This is a genomic window from Pseudoalteromonas sp. MMG012, assembly GCF_018100875.1.
Taxonomy (GTDB): domain Bacteria; phylum Pseudomonadota; class Gammaproteobacteria; order Enterobacterales; family Alteromonadaceae; genus Pseudoalteromonas; species Pseudoalteromonas aurantia.
Window position 1 is genome coordinate 11,992 of the sequence record NZ_JAGJEF010000052.1, and the last position, 25,917, is coordinate 37,908.

General features: G+C 40.3%; 27 protein-coding genes and 1 pseudogene. 9 read left to right on the top strand and 19 right to left on the bottom strand.

The features are described 5' to 3' along the window. Positions 1-337 precede the first annotated feature (337 nt). Positions 338-3,241: a TonB-dependent receptor domain-containing protein gene (locus tag J8L97_RS15935; RefSeq protein ID WP_211051061.1), complete on the top strand. Its 2,904-nt coding sequence runs from the start codon at positions 338-340 to the stop codon at positions 3,239-3,241. A gap of 257 nt (positions 3,242-3,498) precedes the next feature. On the opposite strand, the gene J8L97_RS15940 is transcribed toward J8L97_RS15935, so the two are convergent. The 3 genes from J8L97_RS15940 to folB are packed head-to-tail and all read right to left on the bottom strand — an operon-like array spanning position 3,499 to position 5,143. After that, positions 3,499-4,302 (bottom strand): undecaprenyl-diphosphate phosphatase, encoded by an 804-nt coding sequence (locus J8L97_RS15940; RefSeq protein ID WP_210998293.1) that lies wholly within the window; start codon positions 4,300-4,302, stop codon positions 3,499-3,501. A 5-nt stretch (positions 4,303-4,307) separates the two neighbouring features. Further along, on the bottom strand, positions 4,308-4,787 hold the full coding sequence (folK, locus tag J8L97_RS15945; RefSeq protein ID WP_192506576.1) for a 2-amino-4-hydroxy-6-hydroxymethyldihydropteridine diphosphokinase: 480 nt from the start codon (positions 4,785-4,787) through the stop codon (positions 4,308-4,310). A 2-nt stretch (positions 4,788-4,789) separates the two neighbouring features. Next, the gene (gene folB, locus J8L97_RS15950) at positions 4,790-5,143 is read right to left on the bottom strand and encodes a dihydroneopterin aldolase (protein WP_210998292.1); all 354 of its coding nucleotides are present in this window, start codon (positions 5,141-5,143) and stop codon (positions 4,790-4,792) included. A 107-nt stretch (positions 5,144-5,250) separates the two neighbouring features. Between folB and plsY the strand changes: the two genes are divergently transcribed. Continuing rightward, a complete protein-coding gene (gene plsY, locus J8L97_RS15955; RefSeq protein ID WP_211051063.1) occupies positions 5,251-5,838 on the top strand; it encodes a glycerol-3-phosphate 1-O-acyltransferase PlsY in 588 nt (195 codons plus the stop codon). On the opposite strand, the gene tsaD is transcribed toward plsY, so the two are convergent. The 3 genes from tsaD to J8L97_RS15970 form a co-directional block, all read right to left on the bottom strand. Beyond that, positions 5,835-6,848 (bottom strand): tRNA (adenosine(37)-N6)-threonylcarbamoyltransferase complex transferase subunit TsaD, encoded by a 1,014-nt coding sequence (gene tsaD / locus J8L97_RS15960; RefSeq protein ID WP_211051065.1) that lies wholly within the window; start codon positions 6,846-6,848, stop codon positions 5,835-5,837. The two genes, plsY and tsaD, sit on opposite strands and share 4 nt — an antisense overlap. Positions 6,849-6,931: 83 nt before the next feature. Beyond that, entirely contained in the window at positions 6,932-7,522 is a 591-nt protein-coding gene (locus J8L97_RS15965; protein ID WP_192506572.1) for a YjaG family protein, read from the bottom strand. Beyond that, a complete protein-coding gene (locus tag J8L97_RS15970; protein WP_211051067.1) occupies positions 7,515-7,838 on the bottom strand; it encodes a DUF2007 domain-containing protein in 324 nt (107 codons plus the stop codon). Before J8L97_RS15970 ends, J8L97_RS15965 begins: the two co-directional genes overlap by 8 nt. Before the next feature lie 38 nt (positions 7,839-7,876). On the opposite strand from J8L97_RS15970, the gene J8L97_RS15975 reads away from it, so the two are divergent. The 3 genes from J8L97_RS15975 to J8L97_RS15985 all read left to right on the top strand — a co-directional run bounded on the left by J8L97_RS15975 (position 7,877) and on the right by J8L97_RS15985 (position 10,870). Continuing rightward, complete coding sequence (locus J8L97_RS15975; RefSeq protein ID WP_192506570.1) at positions 7,877-8,272, top strand: DUF2721 domain-containing protein; 396 nt, start codon at positions 7,877-7,879, stop codon at positions 8,270-8,272. Between the two features lie 64 nt (positions 8,273-8,336). Then, positions 8,337-9,863: a DUF3369 domain-containing protein gene (locus tag J8L97_RS15980; RefSeq protein ID WP_211051070.1), complete on the top strand. Its 1,527-nt coding sequence runs from the start codon at positions 8,337-8,339 to the stop codon at positions 9,861-9,863. A gap of 110 nt (positions 9,864-9,973) precedes the next feature. Beyond that, on the top strand, positions 9,974-10,870 hold the full coding sequence (locus J8L97_RS15985) for a LysR family transcriptional regulator (RefSeq protein ID WP_192506568.1): 897 nt from the start codon (positions 9,974-9,976) through the stop codon (positions 10,868-10,870). A gap of 127 nt (positions 10,871-10,997) precedes the next feature. Here the strand turns inward: J8L97_RS15985 and ubiA are convergent, their stop codons facing one another. Beyond that, positions 10,998-11,870, bottom strand: a complete 873-nt coding sequence (ubiA, locus tag J8L97_RS15990; RefSeq protein WP_211051074.1) for a 4-hydroxybenzoate octaprenyltransferase — start codon at positions 11,868-11,870, stop codon at positions 10,998-11,000. 1 nt (position 11,871) lies between these two features. After that, entirely contained in the window at positions 11,872-12,399 is a 528-nt protein-coding gene (locus J8L97_RS15995; RefSeq protein ID WP_211051077.1) for a chorismate lyase, read from the bottom strand. A gap of 180 nt (positions 12,400-12,579) precedes the next feature. Here J8L97_RS15995 and J8L97_RS16000 point away from each other — a divergent pair, with 180 nt between their 5' ends. Then, positions 12,580-12,969, top strand: a complete 390-nt coding sequence (locus J8L97_RS16000; protein WP_409455169.1) for a flagellar basal body-associated protein FliL — start codon at positions 12,580-12,582, stop codon at positions 12,967-12,969. Here the strand turns inward: J8L97_RS16000 and glpG are convergent. From glpG to J8L97_RS16030, 6 genes are all read right to left on the bottom strand, one after another. Next, entirely contained in the window at positions 12,950-13,786 is an 837-nt protein-coding gene (glpG, locus tag J8L97_RS16005) for a rhomboid family intramembrane serine protease GlpG (protein WP_211051080.1), read from the bottom strand. The two genes, J8L97_RS16000 and glpG, sit on opposite strands and share 20 nt — an antisense overlap. Continuing rightward, on the bottom strand, positions 13,783-14,100 hold the full coding sequence (glpE, locus tag J8L97_RS16010) for a thiosulfate sulfurtransferase GlpE (protein WP_210998287.1): 318 nt from the start codon (positions 14,098-14,100) through the stop codon (positions 13,783-13,785). The genes glpG and glpE overlap by 4 nt, the downstream gene beginning before the upstream one ends. Positions 14,101-14,163: 63 nt before the next feature. Further along, on the bottom strand, positions 14,164-15,189 hold the full coding sequence (gene tdh / locus J8L97_RS16015; protein ID WP_192506563.1) for an L-threonine 3-dehydrogenase: 1,026 nt from the start codon (positions 15,187-15,189) through the stop codon (positions 14,164-14,166). A gap of 44 nt (positions 15,190-15,233) precedes the next feature. Beyond that, positions 15,234-16,430, bottom strand: coding sequence for a glycine C-acetyltransferase (locus J8L97_RS16020; RefSeq protein ID WP_211051083.1), 1,197 nt, complete (start codon positions 16,428-16,430; stop codon positions 15,234-15,236). A 157-nt stretch (positions 16,431-16,587) separates the two neighbouring features. Further along, positions 16,588-17,145: a D-glycero-beta-D-manno-heptose 1,7-bisphosphate 7-phosphatase gene (gene gmhB, locus J8L97_RS16025; protein WP_211051085.1), complete on the bottom strand. Its 558-nt coding sequence runs from the start codon at positions 17,143-17,145 to the stop codon at positions 16,588-16,590. Between the two features lie 7 nt (positions 17,146-17,152). Further along, positions 17,153-18,196, bottom strand: coding sequence for a glycosyltransferase family 9 protein (locus J8L97_RS16030; protein ID WP_211051089.1), 1,044 nt, complete (start codon positions 18,194-18,196; stop codon positions 17,153-17,155). Positions 18,197-18,319: 123 nt separating this feature from the next. Here J8L97_RS16030 and J8L97_RS16035 point away from each other — a divergent pair, with 123 nt between their 5' ends. Further along, a complete protein-coding gene (locus tag J8L97_RS16035) occupies positions 18,320-19,039 on the top strand; it encodes a 3-deoxy-D-manno-octulosonic acid kinase (protein WP_211051092.1) in 720 nt (239 codons plus the stop codon). Positions 19,040-19,043: 4 nt separating this feature from the next. Here the strand turns inward: J8L97_RS16035 and hldE are convergent, their stop codons facing one another. From hldE to J8L97_RS16050, 3 genes are read right to left on the bottom strand one after another with little or no spacing between them, the layout of a single operon-like run. Further along, complete coding sequence (gene hldE / locus J8L97_RS16040) at positions 19,044-20,489, bottom strand: bifunctional D-glycero-beta-D-manno-heptose-7-phosphate kinase/D-glycero-beta-D-manno-heptose 1-phosphate adenylyltransferase HldE (protein ID WP_211051095.1); 1,446 nt, start codon at positions 20,487-20,489, stop codon at positions 19,044-19,046. After that, positions 20,486-21,079, bottom strand: coding sequence for an SIS domain-containing protein (locus J8L97_RS16045; RefSeq protein WP_210998281.1), 594 nt, complete (start codon positions 21,077-21,079; stop codon positions 20,486-20,488). Before J8L97_RS16045 ends, hldE begins: the two co-directional genes overlap by 4 nt. A gap of 54 nt (positions 21,080-21,133) precedes the next feature. Beyond that, on the bottom strand, positions 21,134-22,585 hold the full coding sequence (locus tag J8L97_RS16050; RefSeq protein WP_211051097.1) for a capsule assembly Wzi family protein: 1,452 nt from the start codon (positions 22,583-22,585) through the stop codon (positions 21,134-21,136). Positions 22,586-22,733: 148 nt separating this feature from the next. Here J8L97_RS16050 and waaA point away from each other — a divergent pair, with 148 nt between their 5' ends. Next, the gene (gene waaA, locus J8L97_RS16055; RefSeq protein WP_211051099.1) at positions 22,734-24,008 is read left to right on the top strand and encodes a lipid IV(A) 3-deoxy-D-manno-octulosonic acid transferase; all 1,275 of its coding nucleotides are present in this window, start codon (positions 22,734-22,736) and stop codon (positions 24,006-24,008) included. Then, the gene (locus J8L97_RS16060) at positions 24,005-24,556 is read left to right on the top strand and encodes a DUF1415 domain-containing protein (RefSeq protein ID WP_211051102.1); all 552 of its coding nucleotides are present in this window, start codon (positions 24,005-24,007) and stop codon (positions 24,554-24,556) included. The genes waaA and J8L97_RS16060 overlap by 4 nt, the downstream gene beginning before the upstream one ends. A gap of 503 nt (positions 24,557-25,059) precedes the next feature. On the opposite strand, the pseudogene J8L97_RS23820 reads toward J8L97_RS16060, so the two are convergent. After that, positions 25,060-25,614: pseudogene (locus J8L97_RS23820) on the bottom strand (transposase). After that, positions 25,593-25,917 (bottom strand): transposase (locus J8L97_RS23825; protein ID WP_282098543.1); only part of this gene is annotated, 325 nt, incomplete at its 5' end. The gene J8L97_RS23825 and the pseudogene J8L97_RS23820, both read right to left, overlap by 22 nt.

Here is a 25,917-nt window from a genome sequence, read left to right on the forward strand (position 1 = left end):
CGCTAACATCACAACCACATAAAAGCTGCTTAATCATACTAAAACTTTGAATATTCTTTTCCATTTAGAAAAAGCCATTCACATAACCTGCAACATAAAAGTAAATACACACTCACCGTAAAGGCTTCGTTACACAAAGCATATGTCTACAAGCACCAAGAATAAAGGCAGAGTACAAAATGACAAACCATCGTAAACAGAAAATACAAATTAGAAACAAACATTACAACCGCCAAACAGCCGCTTGTAACATTTAGATATGCTAAAAATGCGGCATAAATATAACCGCACTTATAAAAGTAAGGGCGGCCCTTAACAACAACTAAAGAAAGGTCTTATGTTGAAGAAGTTAAATCTATTGACTGTCGGTATTAAAGCTGCGTTATTAACTAGCGCCGTATCAGGTTCAGCTGTCATGGCAAACGAAACTGGAGAAGTTAAAAAAGTTGAGCGCATTCAGGTTACTGGATCAAAAATAAAACGTTTTAACCTAACTTCCCCCACCCCTGTAACGGTTATTGGCGGTGTTGAACTCGAAAACCAAGGTATTACCAATGTAAACGATTTACTTGCGTCAATGCCACAAGCTTCGGTAGGCCTTTCTCCTGAAACAACCACAAACTTAATATTCTCATCCGGATTAAACACCACCGATCTACGCGGCCTAGGTTCTGAGCGTACATTAGTTTTAGTGAATGGTCGCCGTTATGTCCCTGGTTCTGTTGGAGGTACTGCTGTCGATTTAAACAACATTCCAACATCTATGATTGAGCGTATTGAAATTGCCACAGGTGGTGCAGCAGCTGTATACGGCGCTGATGCAGTTGCCGGTGTTGTTAATATCATTACTAAAAAATCAATGGACGGTATTGAGGTTGACGTATCAACCGTTCGACCTGAACAAAGTGGTGGAGAAGAAAACTTTTTCTCAATCACAGGTGGTATGGAAGGAGACAAACTTTCATTCATCGCTTCATTGAGTTACACAGAAAACAAAAGCTACACACAGCTAAGCCGCGACTTTGTACGTACCCCAGTTAATAGCTATGGTAATCCTGCAAACACCAGTGGCACTGACGGCATTCCTGATCGCATCGTATTGGGTCACCCAACGGCATTGGCTTACTACTCAGAAGGGGGGGATTTCTTCACTCGCAGTGGCTTTGACGACAATGCTTTCAATAACCATCACTATACATTCGATGCAAATGGCAATGTTCGTGCTTTTGACTACGGACTGGGCCGCTTACCTAACCCTGGAGTTGGTAACGCTTCTCGTAGCTATTTACAAGGTGGGGACCAGCAAGGTGATGGCGTATTTGGTCACGGTTATAAAGAGTTTTTCCAGACACCTCTTGAACGCATCATCGCGTCTGCTTACGGTACTTATCAACTAAATGATGAACACGCACTCACATTTGATTTTACCTATTCAAATACCGATGCAACAACTGAAGGTGGCCCAGCTTTCTTCCGCCACACAATTCGTCGTGACAATGCATATATGAAAGATGATATGGCTAAGTTACTCGATGATAATGGCTTAACCGAGGTGACATTACGCCAAGCAAATGAACACCTTTGGGGTAACCGTTCATATGGGCAAGAGCGTGAAGTTTTCCGTACCTCAATCGGTGCTGAAGGTTTTTTAAATGATGATTGGGGATACAGCACCTATGTTCAGTACGGCCGTATTGAGCAAGACACAATTTGGAAAGGTGAGGTTTTAACTCAAAACCAAATGAATGCAATCGATGCCGTTGAGTACAATGGTCAAATTGTATGCGCTGACCGCGATGCAAACGATAATGTCATAGGTGCTTTAGCTGGCTGTACCCCATTTAATACAATGGGTGCAACATCAGTCACTCAAGAACAATTAGACTACATAGGGACCACTGCAACCCGATTCGCCAAGCATGACCAAGTTGTGTTTGCTTTAACTGTTGATGGCACTTTATTTGAACTACCTGCAGGGTATGTTGCTGCTGCATTTACAGCAGAGCACCGTCGTGAATCTGTAACGACAACTCCGTCAGATAATATGGCCAAAGGGTTAATCTTCGGCAACTCTAGCTTACCTATGAGTGGCGAAATTGAAGTAGATGAACTCTCTGCAGAAATTTCAATCCCCCTTGTTGAAGATAAGTTCTTAGTACAAGATTTAACACTTGAAACAGCGTACCGCTATATGGATTACTCTGTTACTGGTGGTGATGATGCATGGAAAATCGCATTAAACTGGGGCGTAAGCGATGAACTTCGCGTTCGTATTAACCGCTCTAAGTCAGTGAGAGCGCCAAGCTTAGGTGATTTATTTACACCAAATTCAAAAACTTTTGATTCCGGTCGTGCCGATATTTGTCGCGCCGATAGCATTGAAGCATCTGGCAGTGAGTTTAAAGACAATGTAATTCGTAACTGTGCGGCTGACAATATGCCTGCGGGTTGGATGCCTACCGATGAATGGTTAGCTGGTGGAAGCTTACCAGGTTACATTCGTGGTAATGAGCACCTAAATAACGAAGTATCAAGTGACCATACTATCGGTGTTATTTATACCCCTTCATTCGTTGAAGGTCTAGATTTCACATTAGACTACTGGGCATTTGAAATCGATGGTGCGATTGAGTACTTCGATAGAGACACTGTACAATATTGTTACGAGTCTAGCTCGCTAGATAATCCATTCTGTGCAAATGTGGTACGTAATGAACAAACGCGTGACATTGAGTACTTCATTGATAAACCAATCAATGCAGCTCAGTTTGCAAGAAAAGGATTTGATTTCGAATCGGCATACCGTACCGATATTCTAAATGGCTTTCTTTCACTTAAATTCACTGCAACGTATTTAACTGAAGCGACTGAAAATACAACGGGCCGCTCTGATGGGCTACGCGTTAAATTAGGTGAAATGAAGTCGCCACGCGTTAAAGCTCGCTTTACTGCTTCTTATACATATGATGACTCTTCATACGTATTAACAACTAACTATCGCCACTCAACGGTAGAAAGTAATACATGGACAATAGAAGACAACAATTATAATGATATCCCGTCATACACAACGTTCGACTTTATGTACAAAACATACTTGTTAGATGAGCTACAATTACGTGTAGGTGTTAACAACTTACTTGATAAAGCACCACCACGTAACCCATTTGCATTTGATGAGGGTGAGTTCTTTGATGTAAAAGGTCGCCGCCTTTCTTTAGGTGCTAAATACTCATTCTAATTGAGCTATAAGTATCTATACGCACGCGTCGGTTGCTAATCGACGCGTTTTTCTCTCTACAATACATCCACAGTAACTCCTAGCACCACTTTCCGACGCGTGCCCTAATTTATAAACTCGTTTTCATGTATATTTACAGTAAGCAACCCGCCTATCTTTTGCGAAGAGTTAGTCATTACCACAGACAAATATGGCAGAAGAAAAAAACAGTAAGCACAAAAAAAGCGCCCTAAGCGCTTTTTTAAGTCTGATAAGACTTACAATAATAAATAAGCAAATAGTCCCATACCGAGTAAAAGTCGATATATCACAAATGGCATCATGCCCATACGCTCTATGACTTTCAAGAAAAAATAAATACATGCATAAGCTGACATAAACGACAATACAGAACCCAGTACAATAGCCTGCCAATCAATCAATTCATCTGCTGAAATCAACTTATAAATGTAATATGAGCCAGCTGCTGCTATCACGGGTATAGACATTAAAAAAGAAAAACGCGCAGCACTTTGTTTATTTAAACCAATTAATAAACCAACAGTCATGGTGATCCCTGAGCGAGAAGTACCTGGAAATACCATAGCGACCACCTGAGATAATCCGATAAGTAAAGCACTCATCCAGTTGAGCTGATAAATCGTTTTAATTTGTTTTGCTTTTGCATCGGCATACCAAAGCAATAAACCAAATACGATCGTTGTCGTCGCAATGATATAGGCATTACGTGAGTAGCTCTCAACAAAGTCTTTAAAAAAGTAACCGATGATCAGTGATGGGATTGTGGCAATTAAAATCCACCAGCCAAGCTGGCTGTCATCTGTTTTTCCCTGTTCTGAAAATGATTTAAACCAAGCGCTTAAAATTGCCACGACTTCTTTACGAAAGTATATAATAACGGCGATTAAAGTGCCGACATGTACCGCTACATCAAATGCAGTTCCTTGATCTTGCCAACCCAAAATCTGTGAAGGTAAAATTAAGTGTGCCGAGCTTGAGATGGGTAAAAACTCCGTTAAACCCTGAACTAAGGCAAGTACAATAATTTCGATAATACTCATAAATATTATAACTCCACTTTCCATAGTTTTTGCTGCGGATTATGATATTCCCGCCAAATTTCATCAATTGTTTTGGCCACCACCGGGTGATAAAAATCTGCGGCAACCTCATGCAATGGCTGTAGCACAAAAGCATTTTTTACAACTTCATCTCGCGGCAGTTGAGCAGGGCTCTCACAAATCACATCGTCATAAAACAATAGGTCTAAATCTAATGTCCGTGGGCTAAACTTTTTATCCTGATGCGTTCGGCCATTATCTAGTTCTATCTCTTTTAGTACTCGACACACGTCCGCTAATGACATCGCTGTTTGTGCGCCCAGTACTGAGTTATAAAAATTACGACCTGCAAAACCTACCGCTTCACTTTCATAGACACTTGAATGAATACTATCAGGAAAATGGGTTAACAAGGCTTTTAGCCCTGCTGCTAAATAATGCTCTTTGTTAACATTTGAGCCTAAGCTAATATAAATTTGTGCCATTGCTAATGTTTTACCCGTGTTATTTCTACACCCACGGTTTTTGCTGCAGGTACTGCCGCTGGTTTGCTAACTCGAAGCATCACTTGTGTCACATTAAACTCATTCAAAATAATCTCGGCTAATTGTTCAACTAAAGTCTCTAATAACTCTACTGGTTGGCCTGTTGTATGCACCGAAACTCGTTCGCTCACCTTTGCATAATCCACCGCCAAATGTATATCATCTGACTGAGCTGCGGCCGAAATATCGGTCAACATCTCAATATCAAAGTATAAGCTTTGTTTACTTTCCTTCTCAAAGTCGTAAACTCCTATTATGGTTTCGACATGTAGTTGTGAGATATAAACCTTATCCATTACTGCTCCATTGGTACGTAGCTCAAACTTGAGAGTGTTTTCTCAAAAAAATCTATTACAACAGTCGATCATAGCCCAAAACTTAGTAAGACAAAATAAGGAAACGTGTGTTAGTTAGTTTAATCTGTATATGCGCCTATTTAATTGGCTCAATTTCATCCGCAGTTTTGGTATGTCAAGTATTTGGTTTGCCCGATCCTCGCTTTGCAGGTTCTAACAACCCCGGAGCTACCAATGTACTGAGGTTAGGAGGAAAAGTTCCCGCGTTACTCGTGCTTATCTTTGACATATTAAAGGGCACTATCCCTGTATGGGGGGCATATTTCCTGCAAATCGAACCGGTTTGGCTAGGCGCGGTCGCTGTTGCTGCATGTTTAGGCCATATTTACCCCATCTTTTTTCATTTCAATGGTGGAAAGGCGGTCGCCACAGCTTTTGGTGCATTACTGCCTATTGGGTTGTCATTGGGAGGAATGCTCATTGCAACTTGGTTGTGTGTTTTATGGTTAACACGATACGCTTCATTAGCAGCAATTGTGACAGTCACCGCAGCACCGATATATACTTGGCTAATAAAACCAATTTATACCATTCCAGTCAGTTTTTTAACGGCCTTAATTATATTTCGACATCGTTCAAATATAGCTAGGCTCTTGAAAGGGCAAGAGCCTAAAATTGGCAAAAAAAAGTCTTAAAGTGGTTTTAAGCTATCAAGTGGCCAACGCGGTTGTGTTTTCATATCTAGAGGCGCATATTGCTTAACCTTTAAACGCTGCATACCAGCAAAAGCAATCATCGCTCCATTATCTGTACAAAACTCGGTTCGTGGGTAATATACTTTGCCTTGCATGCCTTGCATCACACGCGCTAACTTACCTCTAAGCTCTGTATTTGCACTCACCCCCCCAGCAATTACCAAGCGTTTTATACCCGTCTTTTTTAATGCTCTTTTGCATTTTATCGCCAAAGTATCGATCACTGCCGTTTGAAAAGCATGGGCAATATCCGCTTTCGTTTGTACATCATCGCCTTCAGTTCGAATCGTGTTAGCTGCCGCCGTTTTTAAACCGCTAAAGCTAAAATCAAGTCCTGGCTTATCTGTCATAGGTCTGGGAAAGACAAACTTCTTTGCAACTCCCTGTTCAGCAAGTTTAGCCAAACGTGGCCCACCAGGATAATCCAATCCTAAAAGTTTAGCTGTCTTATCAAATGCTTCGCCTGCAGCATCATCAACCGATTCTCCAAGCACTTCATATTCACCAATTCCAGTGACTTTTACCATCATGGTATGGCCACCTGATACTAACAACGCAATAAATGGAAAATCAGGCTGCTCATCTTCAAGCATAGGCGCTAATAAATGCCCCTCCATATGATGCACAGCAACAGCTGGTAACCCCCAGCCAAACGCCAAAGAACGTCCTATTGATGTACCAACCAATAATGCGCCAACTAGACCTGGCCCTGCAGTATATGCCACACCATCTAAAGATTCAGGCCCACACCCAGCTTCTTTGAACGCAGCTTCAATCAAGGGAATCGTTTTTCTAACATGATCACGAGAAGCTAGCTCAGGTACCACACCACCATAATCAGCATGTACTTTAACCTGACTATATAACTGATGTGCAAGTAATCCTTGTTCATCATCATAAATAGCAATGCCAGTTTCATCACAGGATGATTCAATACCTAATATGCGCAATTTACCTCTCCCGCCTTACATTAAAAAATATGAAGATTTTACCTTGAGCTGGTTTTACTCAGCAAGAAAAACTAACGCCCACTTTAAATGGCGATACCAATATTCGTTTGCCCATCAGCAACAGCATGTTGCTTTAATGCTTTAACACTGTCACTTGTGATGCGCCCCATCTGTTCAACAAAGTCAATAAGCCCAGCTAACACGTCTATTTCATATTGCATTATTTCATGTTCACGTACTAGTGTATTGTCCGGTTCAATGCCTTCATTTTCCAATACAAATTCAACATAACGTGCAACCGTAGCTTGCGATATTTTCGCAATATCAATGAATTCTTGATCATCTTTGGCCATTAGCCCATGGATCAGTCCTAATAACGCCGTCGCTGTATCAATTGCGGGGTAAGTCCCAAACATATCGAATTGCGATAACTCAGGGACATTCGGTTCTATTTTGTCTACTTGTTTTTCAAGGTTGATTTTACTTTTGGGTAACACGATAATTTCCCAACAGACATTCAACGCACTCTTCATTATTGCCGCATCACCAAACTCTGTTGCTTCACTAAACAACGTATAATTAGGTAACATACGTTCAATAATTGCAGCCGACAACACTGCTTTTTGAAGGTAATTTAAGTCTCTGATACGTTGAAAGTTATTTGCTTTACTCATGTTGTTTCCCACATTGCCAGCAATATTGAAAAGCTGGACCATTTATCTCATTGCATTGCACACAGTACCAATCATCATGCTTCTGCGTTTGTGCGTAGTTTAACAAAATTTGCTCCGCATCGCGTAGCTTTATCTCGTACACATAAACACTTAATTTAGCCTGTTCATTAGGTATCTCTCCTATTGCGCCTTGCAACGCACTTCCTCCTAAATGAGATTGTATTTTGGCTTGCGTTAATAAGCCTTGAATAATATGTGCTTCAATCATGTTGTCCGTTGTAAAAGCACACCTCCACTTGAAGCTATTATCTGTCATACTTACTTACCTGTTTAAAACTATCAGTTCGAGGCTTTATGACACTCACGACCCCAGGTTTACTCTTCCCCGCAATATCATTACTGCTGCTAGCGTACACTAATCGATTTCTTGTTCTTGCGCAGCTTATACGTGAACTTAATGCACGAGAAGGCGATACATTACGCCCTCTAGTTAGAGCCCAAATTGATAATCTAAGAAAACGCATTAAACTCATTCGGTTCATGCAAGTTTGGGGGGTGATTGCATTTTTGTTATGTACTCTGTCTATGTTTGCATTATTCATTGATGTCGCACTAACTGGCATTGTTTTGTTTGGAGCAAGTCTTTGTTGCTTAACACTTTCGCTCATTATCTCTTTATATGAAATTCATATCTCTTGTGATGCTATAGAAATAGAATTGCAAAATATCGAAAAAAAGCCATCTTCGTAATTAAGCATAGCCCTTTTTCTACGACTATACTCATTAATGAAAGTAGTCTTAAAAGGGCCTGCGAGTGAATAGTTTTCTTTTTTCTAATGAAACACTAGATGAACCAAGTAACCAAGAGCAAAGGAGCGGGTTTTGGGATATTCTCGTTGTCGATGACGAAGAGGACATACATCAAGTAACAAAACTGGTGCTGTCTGATTTTAAGTTTGAAGATAAAGCCCTGCGTTTTCATCATGCATATTCGGCACAGCAAGCCATGGAGATACTCCAAGGAGAAGATGATATTTCAGTTGGTTTAATCGACGTTGTAATGGAAAGTAATCATGCTGGCCTTAATCTAATCAAGTACATTCGCAACGATATTGCTAATCATGATATTAGATTGATATTGAGAACAGGCCAACCAGGTGAGGCACCAGAAGAATCTGTCATTCGAGATTATGATATTAATGATTACAAAAACAAAACGGAATTAACCGCCGTTAAACTAAAAACTCTGCTTTATTCAGCACTACGCTCCCACCGTGATATTCAAACAATTGAAAGGCATAAGCTTGGTCTAGAGCGTATAATCAACGCATCTTCTTCTTTTTTACAATGTGACAGTGTCAGAGATTTTGCATCAACGATTCTAGCTCATGTGTCTGATGTGTTGGGACTCCAAGACAATGATATTTACTGCGCTGCTGCCGTCAATAACCAAAAGCAATCTGCTACAAAGTTTAAATTACTTGCAGCGTCTGGAGAAGGAGTTGAACCAAACTCAGATGTGATCCCTGAAAGTGTTAAAAACCTATTTATTGAATCTCACAATCGTAAGACATCCTGTAAAACACATCATGAATATATTGGTTATTTTCCATCTCGATGCGGTGGGGAAACAATGCTATATGTGAGCAAAGAGTCTGCTTTACAGCATACTGACTTTCAGTTACTTGAATTCTTTTCAAACAATATTGCTTTAGCATATGACAACTTAAAGTTAAGAGAAACGGTAAAAGAGTCACAAAAAGAACTATCGTATATTTTAGGTGAAGCCGTTGAAAAACGTTCAAAAGAAACTGGTTCACACGTAAGACGAGTAGCACACTATAGTATGCTACTCGCCCAACTTTATGGGTTAGGTGATTACCATTCTGAGATTATTAAGCTGGCTTCCCCACTACATGATATTGGAAAAATTAGTATTCCAGACAATATTTTAAATAAACCAGCGAAGCTCACCGCAGATGAGTGGCAAATAATGAAAACTCATGCTGAAATTGGACACGAAATTTTACAAAATTCTGCCAATGAAATTTTACAATGTGGTGCTACAATTGCTCATCAGCATCACGAAAAATGGGATGGTAGTGGTTACCCTCAAGGTTTAATTGGCGAAAATATTAACATTGTTGGTAGAATTACCGCACTGGCAGACGTATTTGATGCATTAGGTAGTAACAGATGTTACAAAGCAGCCTGGCCTTTGGAAAAGGTATTAGCGTTAATACAATCTGAAAAAGCAAAACAGTTTGATCCTAAGCTTGTTGATTTATTCATGCAAAATATTGACCAGTTTATTGCGATAAGAGATAGTTATCCTGATTGATTTTTGTAAGCAAAATGTAAAAATTTCACTTTAGTTTTCTCTATATTTGTATTAGTATTAGGGAAAATCACACAAATTCTGTGTATTGATGAAATTAAAAGGAATTTCGAATGAGATTTGAACAACTTGAACAGTTTGTTGCGCTCGGTAGTCTTCGTCACTTTAGGCAAGCTGCGGAACAAACACGGATCAGTACTTCGGCACTGACTCGTAGCATCCAAACTTTAGAAGATGAAATTGGCTGTGAATTAGTTAAACGCTCGACTCGCTCTGTGAAATTAACTGAGCAAGGTGAGTTATTTCTAAATTACTGTAAAGCCACACTTTCTGAGTTAGAACTAACTAAGAAAACGATTAAACAGAGTTTATTTGGCCGAGATCAACAAAAGCTAGTTGTTGGTTATACGAATAAAGCGAGTGCGATTGTTCCCATGTCTTGCGGTAAATTTTTAGCTGATTACCCTAATGTTAAAGTAGAAATGCAGCTGCAAGACGAAAATGAGTTAACAAGGAAATTACAATTAGGGGAAATTGATATTAGTGTTTATCTGCAAAGCGCTAGTAACGTTATGAGCGATATACACCTGCCTGATCAGCTTATTTTGTTTGTCGCAAAACATCACCCGTTGGCATCTAAAGATAGTTTGAGGCGTTCGGAATTGTCAGAATACCCGATGTATGGCTGTTTCTCTCAGCTCAAACAAGTTCAAACTATGCTAAATGAAGCGGTTGAAGGCTTAAATAAGTCGACTAGTATGAAAATTGGCAATATAGACCAAGTCATCGAAGGTCTAAAAAGCTCAAACCACTTTGCAATAGCAAGTATTGAGCATTCTAAAACAATTGCACAAGATCCTAATTTAGTATTACTTAAAACTAATAAGGATGTGGACCACGAACAGCTAGTGGTTCAAACGAATCATCACGTAAGTGGAGATAGTCATATTAAGCACTTACTAGAGCTAATAGAACAAACCGCTCAGGCTCAATCTTGCACTACGCAATAATGGCATTGTAATGAACACAAGAGAGCTACATCAGCTCTTGTTGTGTTCATTAATAATATAGATGCATAAATGAAAGGATATCTCAAAATAACCTGAGTAGCATAAAACAACAACTCAAAGTAGGATATTACACTGCCATAGAAATGGCGAGACCAACAAAAATTGCCATGCCTACATAATTATTATTCAAAAACGACTTAAAACATGCGGTACGGTCACGCCCCGTGATTTTTCTTTGCTGATTAACAAGCAAGACGCCCGCCAAGAACAAACCGACCCAATACGCCAAACTCAGCGCTTGTGTATAACCAACATATACCATGATGGCGACATAACAACTATTTAACATTGCGATCCAATGCCTGTCTAACGAACCAAATAGAATAGCTGTTGATTTAACACCTATTTTAACATCGTCATCTCTATCAACCATGGCATACATTGTATCGTAAGCTACTGTCCACACTAAATTAGCAATAAATAGTAACCAAGCTAGCGTCGGTACGACACCGTTAGTCGCCATAAAAGCCATTGGGATTGAGAAGCTATAGGCCGCACCTAATACAACTTGTGGTAAATGCGTGAATCGTTTCATAAACGGGTAACAAGAAGCCAGTGCTAGCGCAACCAGAGACAATGCAACGGTCTTAAGATTCAACTGTATTACCAGTAAAAATGCAATAAATATCAGACCCGCAAATAGAGTAAGCGCCTCCCCCGCTTTTATGGCCTTCCTCGCTAACGGCCGACCTGAAGTTCTTTGCACAGCGCCATCTACTTTTCGGTCCGCAAAATCATTAATAACACAGCCCGCACTGCGCATTACAAACACCCCTAAAGTAAATATAATAAGCAATGACCACTGTGGTATGCCATTATTTGCAATCCAAAGTGCACACAGTGTTGGCCATAACAATAATAATGTACCAATGGGTTTATCTAACCGCATTAGTTGCTTATATTCCGGTATATTTTTTACTTTGAGTACATTGAATTGCATCTTATTCTCCCGGTAAAAAGATTTCACATACCATTACTTGCGCATCACTTTTAGTAAATACTCTACGTCGCGCATAAAGTTGCTCTGCCGCCTCATTATGCACTCTTGATAAGGTAGAAAATGTACTTCCACTTTGAAAAGTACAGACATCTAACTGAGACCGTAGCCAGCTATCATCGCAAAAAAGTACTTCACCCAACGGCGTTTCACCTAACCCACTTACGCCCACCTGATAAGCTGCTTGCGTTATCCAGCTTTGTGCATACACTTTCGGCATATCGTCACAATACAATAACACTTCACGACACAATACCGTCTGCACGTCACCGTTAAATATCGCAATATGACTCTTTGTAGCAGGTACCCACTTTTCAGAAAGCACCTTGACACGAAATTGCTGACATTGCTGTTTTAGTAATGAAGTCAATGAACCTTGATCAAATAGCAAGTTTGCGATTGAGGGCGGCACACATTGTAATTCAGCAGCACTTTGCCAAAAATAATCTATGGAAAAAGGATATTCAAACACAATAAATCTTAGCCTAATATACGACGGGCGATATCATACCACTGAGCGCTGAAGCAACAAAGAGAGTTAGTTTTTTAGAGTGATATTTACCACATATCTGTAAATTTCTCTTAAATAAGTATACACTTACACCTCGAAAATAGATTAATTGAACTTCTGGGATTTTAAATCGTTATGAAGATGTATGCTTGTTTCGTTTTTGTGTTCACACTCCTACTTAGCCCAATCAGTGCTAAAGCAGAGTCCACTGTGGGATACTTTGGCTTCGAACCGGACATAATAACCAATTATATTGGTCAATCAAACAAAAAGCTGGGTTATGTGAGGGTGACCGTCGACCTTATGCTAAACGACGTATCAAATATTGCGATTGTTGAACATCACACACCATTATTGCGAGACGCTATTGTTCAAATATTAAGTAAAGAGCCAGAAGAAACTATAAAATCACTCACTGGCCGGGAAGAGATTCGTATGCGTTGCGCTGAAAAGTTAAAAGGCCTGCTGAATGATGAAACAGGGCAAGAAATTGTCAGAGAAGTTTTATTTACTAAATATCTTTATCATTAGTAACTTCATTTTTATTTATATTAAAGAGTATTGCTAATAACATTCCCGTTAACATGCCAAACAGATGTGCCCAGTTAGCCATATTAACAAACAATAGATCTGTAAACCCAAGTGCCATCCAAATAAGCATAAAGCCCACCACAGGCTTTTCGACCAACGCAGCTTGAGAGGGGTTACGTTGGCTATATATCCATGCGTAGCCTAGCAAAGCATAGACAACACCACTTAATCCACCAAAATTCTGATCAACAAACAAATATTGTGCCCAGTTACTTATTATTGCACTCGCTATCGAAATAGAGATTACTTGCAAAGGTCCAACGCGGTTAATCAGCTTATCACCCAGATGCAGCCACCAACCCAAGTTAAATACAAGGTGCACTATACCCATGTGAATTAAGGCAGGAGAAAGCCAAGTCATTGGTGAGCTAGGATCAAACCGAAGAAGCTGAAAAACAAAGTGAGTATCAAAAATATGAAAGCTAATAAAAATAGCAATGCAAACTACAAAGACGGATTTTAAACAACAATGTAATTGATGAAAACGTTTAATGAGGTTAAGTGAGCCCCCCTTGTACATGAATTGTGTATCAGTGTCACCTGTATGCCACGATGCTGTGAGGTATTTTTCATCATACGGGTTATCAATAAAGTCTTGCCACAAAGCTTGCGCTTGCTCATTTTGGGCCTTTGGCACCCAAACTTGAACGTACCGACCATCATGGCTTTCTAAAACAACAGCAACCCCCTGGCTTTTAAAGTAATCGGCCGCGCCTTGTACCGCTCGAGGGTTATCTGAACTACCTATTAGAATCATTTTTTAACAATATCTGGGAGATCGGCGGCCCACTGAGTAAAACCACCATCCATGCTATAAACATCTTCAAACCCTTGCTCTACCAAATAGTTGGCAGCTCCTTGAGAGCTCACGCCGTGATAACATACAACAATAATTGGCTGCTCAAATTCTTTCTCTTGCATAAAGTGGCCAATATTTGCGTTAGACAAATGCTCTGATCCTGGTATATGGCCATTCTCATAACTATTTGAGTCCCGAATATCTGCCACAATGACATCATCACGTTTAAGCATTTCGTGGGTTTGCGCAACTGAAATATTTTTAAATGACATACATTACTTCTCTAAACTTAAAAAGACGACCAAAGCCGTCTATAACTCATGGTATGACGTACATCACGTCCAATTTAAAATAACTTTCCCAGACTGACCAGATATCATCGTATCGAAGCCTGTTTGGAATTCATCAATATGAAATTGATGTGTAATAATTGGATTTAAATCTAAGCCAGACTGGATCAGACTGGCCATTTTATACCATGTCTCAAACATTTCTCGGCCATAAATCCCTTTAATTACAAGCCCTTTAAAAATAACTTGATTCCAGTCTACTGCCATATCTGAAGGTGGAATACCCAGCATCGCGATTTTTCCACCATGATTCATATTATTGAGCATGCTGTTAAATGCGATAGGCACACCTGACATTTCTAAGCCAATATCAAACCCTTCTGTCATACCCAGTTCTGACATAACATCTTCTAGCTTTTCTGTGGCGACATTGACTGCTCGGGTTGCGCCCATTTTCCTTGCCAGCTCCAGACGATATTCATTTACATCCGTAATGACCACATGACGAGCACCAACATGCTTAGCAACTGCCGCAGCCATTATCCCAATTGGTCCAGCTCCTGTAATTAATACATCTTCACCCACTAAATCAAACGATAATGCGGTGTGTACTGCATTACCAAATGGGTCGAAAATCGCAGCCAATTCATCCGAAATGTTGTCAGGGATTTTAAATGCGTTAAAGGCAGGGATCACCAAATACTCAGCGAAAGACCCTTCTCGATTTACTCCCACTCCCGTTGTATTACGGCATAAATGTACTCTACCTGCACGGCAATTACGACAGTGCCCACACGTAATATGCCCTTCACCTGATACGCGGTCACCAACTTGGAAACCACGAACCTCTTGACCCATCTCCACAACTTCACCTACATATTCATGGCCAACAACCATTGGCGTTGGGATAGTATTTTGAGCCCACTCATCCCATTTATAAATGTGCACATCCGTACCACATATCGCAGTTTTACGGATTTTTATTAATAGGTCGTTATGGCCAACTTCTGGTTTCGGCGCATCTGTCATCCAGATCCCAGGTTCAGCCTTCAATTTCGATAACGCTTTCATACTTTTCGCTCGTCAAAGAGGAAGCATCCGCTTCCTCAATAGGTTTAAATAACGTCCAATTCTTTACCAATACGAATAAACGCATTAATTGCGGTGTCTAGCTGTTCTTTAGTATGCGCGGCTGATATTTGCGTACGAATACGCGCCTGACCTTTCGGAACAACTGGGAATGAGAATCCAGTGACATAAATACCCTCATTAAGCAGTTTGTCGGCCATCGCAGCAGCTATTTTGGCATCCCCCAACATCACAGGGATTATCGCATGATCCTTACCCGCACACGTGAAACCAGCCGCTTCCATTTTCTCACGAAAATAGGCTGCATTGTTCCAAAGTGTATCGCGTAACGCTTTACCATCTTTGAGCATATCTAATACTGCGATAGACGCTGTAACAATCGATGGCGCGAGTGAGTTTGAAAACAAATATGGGCGTGAACGCTGGCGTAACCAATCAACCATTTCTTTCTTACCCGCTGTATAACCACCAGAAGCGCCACCAAGTGCCTTCCCTAGTGTTCCGGTTATAATATCAACTCGGTCTAATACTCCGCAATACTCTGGCGTACCTCGGCCATTTTCGCCAACAAAACCTACCGCATGTGAATCATCAACCATCACTAACGCATCATATTTATCCGCTAGATCACACACCGCCGCTAAATTACAAATAACCCCATCCATTGAGAAAACACCATCTGTTGCAATCAACTTTGTTTTTGCACCAGCCTCGGTAGCTGCAATTAACTGCTCTTCAAGCGCCGCCATATCATTATTGGCATAACGGAAACGTTTTGCTTTACACAAACGAACACCGTCAATAATCGACGCGTGATTAAGTGCATCAGAGATAATTGCGTCCTCTGGACCTAAAATTGTTTCAAACAGTCCTGCATTCGCATCAAAACACGAAGAATACAAAATTGTGTCTTCTGTTTGTAAAAACTCACTGATTTTAGCTTCTAGTGTTTTGTGAATATCTTGTGTTCCACAGATAAAACGCACTGATGCTACACCAAAACCATGGGCATCTAGGCCTTGTTTTGCCGCTTCGATTAGGCTTGAGCTGTTTGCTAGCCCCAAGTAGTTGTTCGCACAAAAATTAATGACTGAATCACCTGATGATACAGCTATTTCAGCTTGCTGAGAGGATGTGATCACTCGTTCATTTTTGTATAAACCTTCAGCTTTAACTTCTTCAAGTTGCTGCTCTAACTGGCTATAAAAGGCCGATGCTCTCATTTAGAGTCTCCATTGGTTGCACGGGTTACCCATAATGAATCAACTTGGTGTTTGCTTAATTCACTACAGCTAATATCAAATAGGGTTGTATTGTAAAAGTTTCAGAGCGTAATTGCACGAAGTGTGATTATCGTCCACCGTTCAGTAAAGTAAATATTTATGAGATGGAAGACAGAATACTGGGCACTTTATCCAATGATGAACATACAAAGTCAGCTGTTTCCATGGTTGCTTTATCAAACGCTTGGCCTGACTCAACCAATATGGCAGTTTTTACTCCAGCGCTGCGAGCAGCTTGTATATCAGAGACTTTATCCCCCACCATAACGCTGTTTTCAACCTTAATATCAAACTCATTAATCGCCTGCATCAGCATGCCCGCCCGAGGTTTTCTGCATTGACAATCAACCAAGTACTCTGGTTCAGCTTTACAGGGATGATGTGGACAAAAATACACTTTGCTGATTGCCACACCACGCTTAGCAAACTCCTCACACATCCACTGACTTAATACATTAAATTGAGCTTCGGTATAATAACCGCGACCAATCCCTGATTGATTAGTCACAACAACAATAATATAGCCTTGCGCAATGAAATACTGACATGCTTCAAAAACCCCTTCAATAAATTGAAAGTCTTCTCTTTTATGTACATACGCATGATCAACATTAATGACACCATCACGATCTAAAAAAATAGCTTTTTGACTCATAACACCCTTATAACCTTTCAGTACTTACAACATGGTCAAACATGGTAACAACCTGTTCAGTGCTGATCTGTGACATTAAGTCAGCGCCTTTAACTCTTGTACCCCATGGCAGTTGCTTCGCAGTTTTCTTTTTTTGCTTAAATAAATTGTTGTGATAAACCTCAACAACATAGTCTAAATATAAATAAGGTCCGGTACGTTGTGGATTCGAATGTGCGTATAATCCAATCACTGGTGTCTTAACTGTCACCGCCATATGAGCAGGTCCAGTATCTGGTGCCAAAACTAGTTTCGCTTGCTTCAAAACACACAATAATTGCTTTAACTGCGTTTTTCCGACTAAATTAAGAATAGGACAACATGCTTGGCTGACTATTTTATCTGCCAAAGTCTGCTCTAATGTCGTTGGCCCACCAGTGAGCACCACACTAAACCCTTGCTTGTGTGCATGTTCAGCAACTTTCGCGTAACGCTCAGGTAACCAATTTCTTTCCTCTTTACTTGCCGCAGGTGCAATCACAAAAACTTTATCTAACTCGCATAAAAGCTGACTTGCCACACTTTCATCCTCCACCGAGTAAGGCATTTCCCATCTCGGGATACCGCATTTTGCACCAATTGCTCGAGCAAAATTCTGAAAGCCCTCTAAAACATGAGGCTCACTTTGTGCTTGTATTCGTTTATTAATAAATAAGCTGTGTAGCTCTTTGCTACGATGTTTATCAAAGCCAATTTTCTTCTTAGCTGGAATGCACCTGGCTGCCAAATTAGCCCGTAGGGCAACTTGCATATGCAGCAATACATCAAATTTTCGGCCTTTAAAACACGCTTTCAACTGGTTATACGCGGCTTTCCCTTGCTTCTTATCAAAAACAACAAACTCGATACCTGGCAAGCCCGATAGCAACATGGCTTCAATCTTTCCTATTACCCAAGTAATTTTTGCATGTGGGTGAGCCGCTTGAATGTCTTGAACTGCGGAGACTGCATGGCAAACGTCACCGATAGCCGATAATCTTAAAATACAAATTGAATTATATTGATCTGTCACACTTTTCCCGCAAGATAAACGTCATTTAGAATCCGATCTTAAATTATTCACCTCGCTTTGCAAGTTTATAGTGAGGTAAAAACGCGATACACTAACCCCATCTAAGTTTACTTTGCCGCTGATATGCACATTAATGATATAAAACAGGGGTATATATTAAGCCCTGAATACGTTGAGCCCTCTTTCCCTTCTAAATACTTTGATGCGAGTTATTGGCAACAAAAAAACGCTATTGTAGGCACCAAAGAAGGGCGCGCTACCGCTTGGTTTTTTAAGCATAACGACACCGTTAATGTGCTCAAACATTATTGGCGAGGCGGTATCATAGGCAAAATATTATCTGACCAATATATTTATACGGGGTTAAAAAATTCTCGTGTTTATCGCGAATTTTTACTTATGTGTGAACTACAAAAACGTGGTTTAGCAGTTCCTCAACCAATCGCAGCCAGAGTAACAAAATCTCTATTCATATATCGTGGAGATTTAATTACTTCTGCCATACCTGGAGCTATTAGTTTATGCGAGTTGCTACAGACACAACCGCTTACAGATAAAAAACTTAGTGATGTTGCTTTAACAATCGCTGAGTTTCATAACGCTGGGGTTTACCATGCAGATTTGAATATCAACAATATCCTCTTTGATGATAAGGGAAAGGTGTATCTTATCGATTTTGATCGCGGTGAATTAAGAAAACCAGCTTTAGACTGGCAGAACAGTAATATAGAACGGTTACAGCGCTCTCTACACAAAGAGGCCGGCAAATGGCCGACCTTCTATTTCACTCCTGATAACTGGGTGTCATTTCACGCCCATTATATGGATGCCAGACATCCATAAATTCTTATTGAGTTGACTGCGCTTTTTTAATAATATTTGAAGTAGAGCAACCATTTAAGAAGTCAAGCACCTCAACTTTTCCTCCGGTACTCAGCACATGATCGGCACCTGCGATTTCAGATACCGTATAATCACCACCTTTGACCAAAACATCAGGGCTGAGTCGTGCGATCAGTTCTGCTGGCGTATCTCCTTGTGCTTCACTGCCAAAAGGGATTACCCAATCAACCGAAGCCAATGCAGATAGTACCATAGCCCGCTCATCTAAAGGGTTTATTGGCCTATCTGAACCTTTAAGACGTGATATAGACTCGTCATTATTCAAACCGACAACTAGCCTATCACCCATAGCTTTAGCCTGTGCCAAATATTTTACATGTCCCGCATGTAATATATCAAAACACCCATTGGTAAATACAATACGCTCACCATTTTTTTGTGCAAATGCGATATGTTGATGCACATCGTCATAAGGAGTTTGATAATGCTCACCATTCTCAATTAAGTACTGTCCTAGCTTACGACTTAACTCTTCAGGCGTTACGGTGGCAGCTCCAAGTTTGCTCACTGCAATGCCTGCAGCAATATTTGCAACTTCAACTGCGTCTTTTGCAACCATACCGGCTCCCAACATCGTCGTCAGGGTTGCAATCACTGTATCACCGGCACCCGTTACATCACTCACTTCTCTTACTTGAGCTGAAAAGTGATGTTTTTCTGAAGCACTAATCAATGACATGCCTTGTTCTGAACGAGTTAGCAACATTGCCTCAATGCCTGCTTCTTGTAGTAGCTTACGAGCACTCTCAGTTAATGTCTCTTCAGAATCAACAACGCCTCCTGCTAGTTTAAACTCATTAAGATTGGGTGTAATGAAATCTGCACCGCGATATATCGAAAAATCAGATGACTTAGGATCAACAAGCACTGTTTTTCCAGCCGATTTTGCAACTGCTATCATTTCTTGAATAGCCGACAGCGCCCCCTTATTATAATCCGAAAACAAGATATAATCATATTCATCAATGACTTCCACCAATTTATTCAATAGAAAACGACTATGTGTATTTGTAAATGTCTCTTCTAAGTCTAACCTTACAACTTGTTGGTGCCGGCTTATGACTCGCATTTTAGCGATCGTTGGTAGCGCATCAATGCTCACTAACTGAGAATGTATATTTTCAAATTGCAAAATACGCTCTAGAGTTTGACCATTGTCATCCTTACCTATCAACCCGAGCAATCCCACTTTTCCATCTAAATGTGCCACATTCTTAGCAACGTTTGCAGCGCCCCCTGCTTTGTCTTCTAGGCGGCTCACTTTAACAACGGGTACCGGTGCTTCAGGGGAGATTCTACCGGTATCTCCTAGCCAATAACGATCAAGCATGACATCCCCAACGACTAGAACACGCGCTTTATTCAGATGTTGCAAGTTGGCTAAATTCATTGTTGCAACTCCGCAACCAACATATCCACAGCCTCACATAACCAATGACCAATAAACATATGGGCTTCTTGAATACGCGCTGTTTCATCATTACGAATTATAATTGGTAACTTCGCAATGCTTTTTACTTCACCACCATCTCGCCCCGTCAATGCCACAGTGAACGCACCTAACTCATTGGCTGCTGCCAGCGCCAAATTAATATTAGCGCTCGTACCGGATGTTGTTAAACCAATCACTAAATCTTCTTTTTTACACAAAGCTTGAACTTGACGCTCAAATACCGTATCGAAGTGGTAGTCATTGCTATGCGCTGTTAAAATAGACGTATCTGTGGTTAGCGCTATGGATGCCAACGGCCCCCGCTCCAGCTTATATCGAACGACAAATTCGGCAGCCAAATGTTGCGCGTCTGCCGCACTACCACCGTTGCCGAACCAAATAACTTTACCACCTCGGGCTAAAGCGCTTTGGCATGCATTCAATAGTTGCATCACTTCTTGATGATAATCAGCCATTGTATTGAAAACATCTTGATGACGTTGCAAAGAAGCTAAATAACTTTGTTCAACATGTTGATTTTTCGACATATCAGTTCCTAAATCACCGCTATTGGGCTTAATTCTGTAAATAATATCCGTGAGCTACCAGTATACATTGACTGATAACCAAGTATAGCTCTGTCCAAATACATCCTTACCTACAGCCAAAGTAGTCTCAACCTGCTTTTTGGCAATGCTGCGACTATTGCTAATTTGCAACTCTTGACCCACTTCATAATTCTCCCCTAGTTGACCAAGCTCATTTAAATAACCACTTTTATTTTCAATTCTAGTGTATTTCGCTCGCCACAAAGAAGTGAAGGATTCACTGTAAGTAACATCAATAACATGAGCTTGAGATGGTGCTGCATCGCCAAACTTTCGTTGATCACCAATAAAACTCCCCATGACAGCCCCACCAATTGAATTCCCGTAAGTTGGGTATATTTGATTGACATACCAAAGGCTGTGCTGATTTGAATACTCATAACGCAACGTACTTTCAGCTGTTAATTTTGGAAGATAAAAACCAAGATTGGTCGCGGTGTTACCAAATTGGTAGTTTTTGTGGCCTTTAGTATCCTCTCCTCCATATTCTATATACCACTCAACTGGCAATACTGTCGTTGTCCGTAATGTACTTGTAAAAGTTACCCATTGGTCTCCTAATTCTTCATCCCTACTACCAGTAAGACCCGAATTATCATTTCCTGCTGGGTCAAAATAAGCTTTTAATACATCCTTAACATTAACTTCGCGAGGCCCACCTCCGAATTGCATCATTCGATTTAAGCCAATTTTCCAACCATCTATCGGCTCTAGGCTAAAGTGTGTGCCAGCCAGCTTAGGTCTGCCACTATGGAGTTTTCCTTCATATAAGATGCCACTTTCTACATGTTCCGACTCTGCGTAAAAAAGCTCAAAGTCAAAGTTCCACCAGTTTTTTAGAGGTGCAATTAACCCAATAGATACAGAAGGTAGCGGTTTTGCATTATTAGAGTAGACTTGTGCAAAGCTTTTAAACGGTGAGAACCAATGTTCTTTATATCCTAAATTGAGCTGAAAAGTCTCACCGCCTAACGCGTAAAAGGTATTATAAGGGATCAAATCTCCAGCTTCGACTCGGTAATCAATGCCGACTTGTAATAGCGAACTTTCACTACCTCGCCAAATACCTTCCAGTGACAGTTCCCCATATTCACTAGAGACATTACTTCTCTCATTAGCTAATTTAACTTCCTCTCCAGAATCAATTCTCAATTTGACTCCCTGACGGGTAATGTCATCTTTACTTGAGTAGGGCTTTAAACGCTTCTGAATAGCATTATATAACGCTCTATCAAGACTATAGAGCTTTCGCAGCGCAGAATGTATTTCACTTAAACGATATGGTTTTGCCATTGGTGTACCATGTGTCAAAGCAAACATCTGGTCAATTTGATACTCTAAAATGACATTTTTCCCAATTGGTAAATATGCCGTTGGTGCTGAAAATGCATAGGTAGAGAGGAAAAATAATATACCAGCAAAGAAATACGTACTTTTAGACTTCATCTTTTATCAGTGTTTTTTGAAATATACCTATATGGTAACAAAGTTATTTTGTGGGAGCACGACTCTAAAGTGTGTAAATTTGTTATTAGATTTCAATTCTCACACAATTCACAGTAAAATGAGTTTTTATATTTACCATATGTGACTCATGATACGCCTTTTATACAGCTGCTTCCTTTATATACTCAGCCCCTTAATAGTCATTTATCTATACCTAATTAGAGGACACAAAAACCCTGCTTATCGGTTGTTTTTTTTAGAGCGCTTTGCTCTTTCTTTGAAGTCTTTACCAAAAAATGCCGTCATTTTCCACTGCGCATCAGTAGGTGAGGTGCTCGCAGCGACACCATTAATAAAAGCATATATAAAACGCCACCCAAACGATAACATTATAATTACTTGCAACACCCCAACAGGTCGCCAACAAGCTACTGATAGCCTTGGGCAATATACAAATATTTGTTATTTACCATTTGATTTTTGGCATTGTAGTAAACGCTTTATCAAAACCTTACAACCAAAACTACTGATCATATTAGAAACTGAACTTTGGCTAAACCTATTAGCACAAGCTAACAAACAAACATGCCCGACTGTTATTATCAATGCGCGTTTGTCTGAGAAGTCGCTGAAAGGCTATCAAAGAGTCTCTCCCCTCGCCAAACGACTTATGAAAAGCATAGATCACTTAGCATGCCATAATGAGGAAGATGCAAACCGTTTTATTACTCTGGGCCTAGCTAGGCAGAAAGTAACCGTAACAGGGTCAATAAAGTTTGACATCCAAATAGATTCTGATGTTCAGTTAAATGCTAATGCCTTAAAAGCACAGCTTGCGGACAGACTTGTATGGGTTGCAGGTTCAACTCACCCAAAAGAACATGAAAAAGTACTTTTTGCCCATCAACAATTATTAAAGAAAAACCCAAATGCTTTGTTAATTATTGCACCTCGACACCCTGAACAGTTTCAATTTGTTGAAAACATACTCAATCAACAAGCATTCTCTTTTACTAAACGTAGTGAGGCTTTAGAGCCTACAAAACAAGTTTTGCTGGCCGATACTTTAGGTGAGCTAAAAATGCTCTATGGCTGTGCGGATATTGCTTACATAGGTGGTAGTCTTATTGAAAGAGGTGGACATAACCCCCTTGAAGCGGCTGCTTTCGCAGTTGGTGTACTTACAGGGCCTTCAACTTACAACTTCTCCCACATTTACCCAGACCTACTCTCCAACAAAGGTGCACTACAAATTGATCATGAACAACAGCTTAGTGAAGTTTTAATTAAGCTATTAGATGATTTCGATACTCGAACGTTGCTGGGTAAAAATGCACATGCATGCCTACAGAAGAATCAGGGTGCAATTCCTAAATCTCTTGATTTGTTAAGTTCATTACGTACACCAGAGGAATTAACATGACCGCCCCTATTAATACCATGCAGAATTGGGTTAGTTCTGTTATCGTTAAATTTAACTTTTGCCCATTTGCAAGACAAGAAGTTGTTCAGAATAAAGTTCACTACCAACCATCTAGTAGCATAAGTCATGATGATGCCGTTATGGATATGCTTGAGCACTGCGTTCAATTAACACAAAACCCAGAAAGAGAAACAACCTTGTTGTTTTTTACACAAGGGTTTCAAAACTTTGATGATTTCTTGAATCTAGTCGATTTAGCGAATGCTATGTTATGTGTACAAGGTTATGAAGGTATTTATCAAATTGCTAACTTTCACCCTAATTATGTATTTGCAGACAGCGAAGATGATGACCCTGCAAACTATACTAATAGAGCTCCCTACCCAACTTTGCACCTAATTCGAGAACTTAGTATGGAGCACGCGCTTGATAATTATGATGATCCGGAAAGTATTCCTGAAAACAATATAAAACTCACACGCAGAAAAGGAAAGAGCTTCTGGCAGAACTTGCTCGCCGATTGCCATAATAAAAATGTAGACGAGTGACCGTATAGGCTACTTATTACTGCTTGTAGTACAAGGTAATTTGCTTGTACTATCGATTCCCTTTCGAAAAGTACTCGTGTTGTAGACTTACTATTCCTGCGAAGTGCACTAATTACACTCATCGAAATAAATTGTAGCCTAGCTATAATAACTGCCATTTCATTGATATGCCTTTCGAGGCGTTCCTCGAATTCAATAATAAGACGAATCACCGCCTGACGTCAGTTTTGAATCGGCACCTTCCATTTCTTGCTGGCATCTTTTATCGCAAGAAAAAGCATTTTTCTCGCTGAATTATATTTTACGCTTTTTTATGTCTTTCTAATTAACCTCGGGTTTGGATAAGGGTTTTGGAATAGAAAATATTTTGTAAGCAAACTTACGTACGCTCCAATGATGATATTTCGTTCAATATCAAGGCGCTTTTATGCAGTAATAGCGGGCTATTACTGCATAAAAGCAGCGCCAAGAGTGAGAAAAATAGCTTTATTGGGCAAATTCGCTTATCCAGAGCTGAGCTTAATTATACTATTGAGCAATTCAATCGCGTTGGCTGTGTAGATAGCCCTGCGGATATCTTCAGGGTAGTTAAACAGCGTTTTCAGATTTTGCCAATAGTTGTGCCATGACTTTGCAATTTGCGAATATTGGCTGTCCCAGATGTTACTGAAGCGCTCCAGTTCACGTAAGGCTTCATCCTCTGTAACTGAACGATAAACACGCTTTAAATCAGCGATGACTGCTTTGTAATCTTTCCACAAGACATATTTCAACGAATTGCGAACCATGTGTACAATACGAAGCTGGATGTTAGTTTGAGGAAAACGGTATTGATAGCATCAGGGAAACCTTTAAGGTCATCAGAAGATATCTTCCGTACCACGCTGTCGAAGTTCTGTCAGAACGTTTAACCAGAATTTAGCACCTTAGTTCTCGGCGATCCACTCTTTATGGCCTTCGATATTGATACCCAGTGCTAAAATAATCGACTTGTTGATAACCCTTTTGTCTTGACGAATTTTAACGACAATACAACTCAGGTAAACAATAGAATATATCGTATCAAGTGGGCGTGATTGCTACTCGATAACTTATTCGATAACCGCATACGAGAAACAAGTGTCGGCGATATCCCAGAACCATACCATTCATCAAAAGCATTGACGATGTCACGAATGCCCACCTTGTACGTATCGGCCATAGACGTGAAACGGGTTTGGTGCTTTTTGACCTGTTTGGGTTCAAAAGAGCTTTCGCAGTCGTGAGGTGTATCGAGTTCGAAGTCGCCACCTTCAGTTTTAACCCGTTTGCTGTTCTTGCCATTGCGACTAACAGTCGATGTAGATTGTCTATGTTTTTCG